Here is a 5,869-nt window from a genome sequence, read left to right as displayed (position 1 = left end):
CTGGAGCTCGGCCCGCAAACCGAACAGGAAATCCGTCGCAAACTGGAGCAGCAGGTCGAGCAGGACCGTTTCACCGATCTTGACCGGCACCTTGTCCGGCAGGCTCGAGACAGGCTACTCGACATGCGGGCTGCGCTGCAGGCAGACGAGGGATGGATTCGGCAGTCGCTACAAACGGGAAGATTACGCGTCCTGGAAGGACGCGGCCTCGCGGACGAAATAGCGCCCGGGCGATGGCGGCTGTCGCCGAACCTGGAAGAAACACTGCGGCGGGCCGGTGAACGTGGGGACATCATCAAGACCATGCATCGCGGTCTAAGGGCGGCTGGATTGGATGCGGGCGCTTCCGACTATTCCATTTTTGACCCCGGAGTTCCGCGAACCCGGACCATCACCGGCCGTATCATCGACCGCGGACTGCATGACGAACTGAATGATGGTCATTACATCACCGTCGACGCAGCCGACGGTTGCATTCATTATGTGGCGCTTGATCCGCATCAGGAAATGGACGATCTGCCGCTTGGTGCGATCGTTGAGGTTCAGCCGTTGGCGACCGGGCTAAAGCCATCAGATCGAATCATCGCAGATGTGGCGCGGTGGAATGGCGGGACTTATTCGCCGGAATTTCATTATGAACATGACAGCAAAGCCTCAGAGGATTTTATCAAGGCCCACGTCCGGCGGCTGGAGGCGTTGCGTCGGCAGAACATCGTCCGGCGATTCGCCAATGGTTCATGGGAAATCCCGGATGACATCGAGGAACGCGTTTTGGCCCTTGCGAAAAAGCACGCGCGATATTCCGGCCGCGTGGCCACGCTTTCCTATCATTCACTGGAAGCGCAGACATCGGCTGGCGGTGCGACGTGGCTCGATCGGGAACTGCTCGCCAAGGAGCCGCTTCCCCTCCGCGGTGATCGTTTCGCGGCGGCCTTCACCGAGGCGCTGGAACGGCGGGCGAATCACCTGGTCCATGAGGGTTTGGCGCGACGCGATGGACAGACCGTGAGATTTCGACGCAATCTTCTGCGCGTTTTGCGGCAGCAAGAACTGGCCACAACCGGAGACAAGCTCGCCGGTGAGACGGGACTGGAGTTCACAACGCCAATGGACGGCATGCGGATTGATGGCATCTACAAGCGACCGGTCCAACTTGCGAGCGGCAAGTTCGCTGTTATCGCAAAATCCAAGGAGTTCACACTTGTGCCGTGGCGGCCGGCGCTGGAACGGCAGCGCGGCAAGTTGATCGGCGGCGTGATGCGTGGATCATCTGTGTCGTTCCATTTTGGCAAGAAGCGAGGGATGGGAATAGGATGATGAAATTGCTAGCAAGCGGGCGTTGGTGCGCCGGAATGGCAACATCGGCAAAGCGGGACTTAGCTGACCCTCGCTAGAACCGAAGGAAGGTCAGCTTTTGGGGCGCGTGACAAAAACGGTCGTTTTCGCCTGTGACACAAACGTACGGCTTATGCCCGGTTGACTTGTCGTGTGGTGCAGGAATGATCAGCGGATGAATATTTCATTTGAAACAATTGGCGAGAGAGAAGTAGAGGCCTCTGCATCCGAATTTTTGGCACTGATCCAGTCGATTGAGGGGTCAAGCACCACGTGGTCAGCTGCCTACTTGATGGGCTTGGTGAAGTCGGAAGTGAATCTAGCTCTGGCGGTCAGAATGCAAAATTCCGAGCTTGTTGGTCTCGCCATTGTTCACGCTGTGAGCGCCATCAATCCGCTTATTTTGAATGAACCACACCTCTTCCTACGTCGCCTTGTGATTTCACCGCACTTCAGGCGTGCTGGCATAGGTGGTGCGTTGATGCAGCGCGTTGCTGCTACCATCGCTTCTGATGCGCGATTCGGTTCGTTCTCTAAGATTGGATGGCAAACTAACTTGAACAACGCTGGCGGCCTGGCTTTCTTCAGCACAAACGGCTTTCAACCAGTTGGTCGCATTACTGTTGGTTCTCACGTTGATGAGATATTTAGTATGGACATGGAGGAATTCCACAGGCGATTGAAATGAACCATCTCAACGAAGACCAAAAAATCTCGCTCCTTACCTCATATCTCTCTATTTTGCCGCCCCGTTGGTCGGCACAGCAGAACTACATTGCCATGTATTTCACTATTGTTCTTGCTGTATTCGGGTTTGCGGCCAGTCAGGTCACTTCTCTCATGAGCGAAGGTTTGCAGGGCCTTCTAAGTGCCCCTCTCTTGATAGCAGCCCTGATCTCTTGGTTCGCGCGTCGATCCATAACCAAACAAGAAAAACACATTAGAGAGCTGATTGTGGTGACTGCAAAGCTCGAGCACAATTTAGGTCTTTTTGACAGCTTCAAGTCGGCGCATCCAAACCAACCGTGGGACGGCGACGAATTTGCATTGCCTACTTCTTGGGTGAGCTCTCGTTTAAGTTCGGGCGACAAGTCGAACGAGTTCATCAATCAGGAAATTGGTGGGACGTCACGCATAGCATCGAACATTTTTCTAGTGTTTATGGTTTTGGGTATCGCTTTGGCTACTGTGGCGATTTTTGTTCAAGCAAACGTTTTGCCAATTACCCCATGAGATAACCCATGCGCCAAAAAAGGTGGTTTTTGTCACCTTGGCAGCCCAGGCAAGATCGCTGAAAAACTTGTGCCATAAACTCTTGGCGAAACTTGCATTAGTTTTGTCACGTTTTTGGCCGACGTCAAAAACCAGACCTTCGTGTATAACGCAGTATTTGGTACTTTGGGCTCATTCCGCGACTTTGCTGCAGATCGAAGGAATGTCCGGTTCAGCGATCTCGTCACCGAGATCAACAAGTCGATTGGATTCGCTTTGGTTTTGGCGGTTTTGCCAGTCCGGACAAGCCGATCCGATGCGTAAGGCCAATTTGACGTTTGGCCCCTTCAAGAATCTGACCCGGATCTTTTCGGGCCTTGATGGCGCGTGTTGGCTTGAGTGCGATCTTGCTTCCCCGGTTGGACGACGTTGCATGCAACCGCATTGCAAGAGCACTGATTTTCTATCGATCCTAAGCACATCTCTCACGGCCTTTCGGCCATCAATGTGCGGCGGATTCGATGACTCCTACCAAGTTCCTAATCGGCCAAATGCTGATCGTCTTCGCGATTGTCATCGGTGCAGTATGGTGCGCGACCCAATGGGCGGCAGGGCAGTTGGACTTTCAAGCGGGGCTTGGTCCTGCCTGGTTCGAGTTCGCAGGTTATCAGATCCATCTGCCGTGGAGGCTGTTCCAGTGGTGGTATGCCTATGAAGCCTATGCGCCGTCGGTGTTCAACCGGGCAGGGGCGGTAGCCGCTTCCGGTGGTGCCCTCGGTATCATGGTTGCGATCACCGGTTCGTTGTGGCGCGCCCGGCAGTCGCGATTGGTCACGACCTACGGCTCTTCGCGCTGGGCAGACAATGCGGATGTCAACCGTTCCGGCCTGTCTGAGACGGCGGGAGTATTTCTCGGAACCTTCAAACGCAACTATCTCCGACACGACGGACCAGAACATGTGGTGTGTTTCGCGCCCACACGTTCGGGCAAGGGCGTCGGGCTTGTCATACCCACGTTGCTGACCTGGCCGCATTCCGCTGTCATCCACGACATCAAGGGCGAGAACTGGCAGCTGACCGCTGGCTGGCGTTCCAATTTCTCGCACTGCCTGCTGTTCAATCCGACCGATCCGAACAGCGCCAAATACAATCCGCTTCTGGAGGTGCGCAAAGGGCGTAACGAGGTTCGCGACGTCCAGAACATAGCTGACATTCTGGTCGACCCGGAAGGGGCGCTTGAGCGCCGCAACCACTGGGAAAAGACAAGTCATGCGTTGCTGGTCGGTGTGATCCTGCATGTGCTCTACGCGGAAGAAGAAAAGACCCTTTCCCGCGTCGCGGCGTTCCTTTCCGACCCGTCCCGGGCTTTCGAGCGGACGCTGCGGTCGATGATGAGCACCAATCATCTCGGAACCGAGGAGGCGCCGGAAGTGCACCCCGTGGTGGCACAGGCTGCGCGCGAGCTCCTGAACAAGTCCGAGAACGAACGGTCCGGCGTTCTATCAACGGCTATGTCGTTTCTTGGCCTTTACCGAGACCCGACCGTTGCCGAGACGACGTCACGGTGCGAATGGCGCATCGCCGATCTGATGGACGCTGAGCGCCCGGTCTCGCTCTACCTGGTAATCCCGCCGTCCGACATATCAAGGACGAAACCGCTGGTCCGCCTGGTGCTCAACCAGATCGGACGCCGGCTGACGGAACGGCTTGAAGGTCAGGCCGGCAAAAAGCACCGCTATCAGCTGCTGATGATGTTGGACGAGTTTCCTGCGCTCGGCAGGCTCGACTTCTTCGAAAGCGCGCTTGCCTTCATGGCCGGATACGGGGTGCGCAGCTTCCTGATCGCCCAGTCGCTCAATCAGATCTCCAAGGCCTATGGCGAACACAATTCGATCCTCGACAATTGCCATGTCCGGGTCTGTTTCGCCACCAACGACGAGCGCACCGCCAAACGGATATCGGATGCGCTCGGCACCGCGACGGAACTGAGGGCCCAGCGCAACTATGCCGGTCACCGGCTCGCTCCTTGGCTTGCCCACGTGATGGTATCCCGTCAGGAGACAGCCCGCCCGCTCTTAACCCCGGGCGAGGTCATGCAACTGCCGGCGGACGAAGAGATCGTCATGGTATCCGGCCAGCCGCCGATCCGGGCGAAGAAGCTGCGCTATTTCGAAGACGGCAACTTTACCCGTCGGGTGTCCTCCCCACCCGACCTGGCGGCGGGCGTTCCCTATGTGGATCGTCCGTCGCCTCGGCCAGATGATTGGTCGGGGCAGGTTCGTGGAACGCATACCGACCTTCACAAACCCTGGTCCGATCTGGTTGCCGGCGGCGAGGATGATGATGGTGGTCTCAAGCGTCACCCTGCCATGCCGGAAGAAGTATCCGCGGCGGTAGAGCCCGATCATAGCCCGGATGGTGGGCTTCTCGACGACGATTTCGACACGGCCGCTGCCAAGCAGATCGACCGACTCGCGAGCAACTCCGAAGCCGTCCGGCGTGCCCACGCCATTGATCAAGCTGACGATGACCTGCTGCCGAGCTTTTGAGAGGAACCGTCATGAAACCCCGTCTCAACGTCCACATCTCCCACAAGCTCTCGGAAAAGGTCGAGCTGATCTCCAAACGCCCCGGCGTGACCAAGGCCTCGGTAGTGGAAGCTGCCCTCATGGGGTTCTTCTCCAAGGAGTTCGACGATCAGCGCGACGGCGCTCTGATCCGCAGGTTGGACCGGCTCACCCGGCAATATGACCGGCTGGAGCGAAATCTTACGATCACAACAGAAACGCTGGCCCTGTTCGTCCGCTTTTTCCTGACCGTGACACCGCCCTTGCCGAACGCGGACCAGGATGCTGCCCGCGCGCTTGGCAAGGAGCGCTTTGAATATTTTACCACGCGGCTCGCACGCCGGCTCGCTGGCGGCAAGAACATGATCAAGGACGTGCTCGAGGAGATCAGCGCGGAGGAGGGGGACTTCTTCACGCCTGAGGAGATCGATGCCCTGCGTGCCGTGCGCGAAGGCCTATCGGTCCATGATGGCCCGCCTGACGGGAAAATGTCCGATGAGGAGTCATCCCAGGGGGAGGCGGTTGATGAGTAATCGTCTCCACACCTCCACCGTGGAACGCCAGCGCGTCATGCTGAGGACCGCCATGGGACCGGCGATTGCTTCGGCCTTGAGCGATCCGGCAGTGGTCGAAGTGATGGTCAATCCGGACGGCAGGCTTTGGCTGGACCGGCACGGGGAGGGCCGGATCGATACCGGCCAGACGATTGCAGCTTCCGAGGCGGAACGCATCATCCGGCTGGTCGCCAGCCATAT

Annotated in this window: 5 protein-coding genes and 1 pseudogene; all 6 read left to right on the top strand. The window is 57.5% G+C overall.

Features of this window, described 5'->3' with window-relative positions:
* On the top strand, positions 1–1,317 hold a 1,317-nt coding region (locus OOZ53_RS26335; protein ID WP_271092778.1), incomplete at its 5' end, for a DUF3363 domain-containing protein.
* 193 nt (positions 1,318–1,510) lie between these two features.
* Complete coding sequence (locus tag OOZ53_RS26330; protein ID WP_271092777.1) at positions 1,511–2,023, top strand: GNAT family N-acetyltransferase; 513 nt, start codon at positions 1,511–1,513, stop codon at positions 2,021–2,023.
* Positions 2,020–2,568 (top strand): hypothetical protein, encoded by a 549-nt coding sequence (locus OOZ53_RS26325; protein ID WP_271092776.1) that lies wholly within the window; start codon positions 2,020–2,022, stop codon positions 2,566–2,568. The genes OOZ53_RS26330 and OOZ53_RS26325 overlap by 4 nt, the downstream gene beginning before the upstream one ends.
* A gap of 500 nt (positions 2,569–3,068) precedes the next feature.
* The gene (locus tag OOZ53_RS26320; protein ID WP_271092775.1) at positions 3,069–5,096 is read left to right on the top strand and encodes a conjugal transfer protein TraG; all 2,028 of its coding nucleotides are present in this window, start codon (positions 3,069–3,071) and stop codon (positions 5,094–5,096) included.
* A gap of 11 nt (positions 5,097–5,107) precedes the next feature.
* Positions 5,108–5,647, top strand: a complete 540-nt coding sequence (locus OOZ53_RS26315) for a CopG family transcriptional regulator (RefSeq protein ID WP_271092774.1) — start codon at positions 5,108–5,110, stop codon at positions 5,645–5,647.
* Positions 5,640–5,869, top strand: a pseudogene (locus OOZ53_RS26310) (P-type conjugative transfer ATPase TrbB); the annotation flags it as partial. The gene OOZ53_RS26315 and the pseudogene OOZ53_RS26310, both read left to right, overlap by 8 nt.

Source organism: Allohoeflea poritis, from assembly GCF_027889715.1.
Classification (GTDB): domain Bacteria; phylum Pseudomonadota; class Alphaproteobacteria; order Rhizobiales; family Rhizobiaceae; genus Hoeflea_A; species Hoeflea_A poritis.
Note: the sequence above shows the minus strand (reverse complement) of the source record. Positions and strands in the feature narration are given on the sequence as shown.

What these genes read in the sequence shown, in the direction of transcription:
- OOZ53_RS26330 (WP_271092777.1), top strand. Translation starts at nt 1,511, where the DNA reads ATGAATATTTCATTTGAAACAATTGGCGAGAGAGAAGTAGAGGCCTCT.
- OOZ53_RS26325 (WP_271092776.1), top strand. Translation starts at nt 2,020, where the DNA reads ATGAACCATCTCAACGAAGACCAAAAAATCTCGCTCCTTACCTCATAT.
- OOZ53_RS26320 (WP_271092775.1), top strand. Translation starts at nt 3,069, where the DNA reads ATGACTCCTACCAAGTTCCTAATCGGCCAAATGCTGATCGTCTTCGCG.
- OOZ53_RS26315 (WP_271092774.1), top strand. Translation starts at nt 5,108, where the DNA reads ATGAAACCCCGTCTCAACGTCCACATCTCCCACAAGCTCTCGGAAAAG.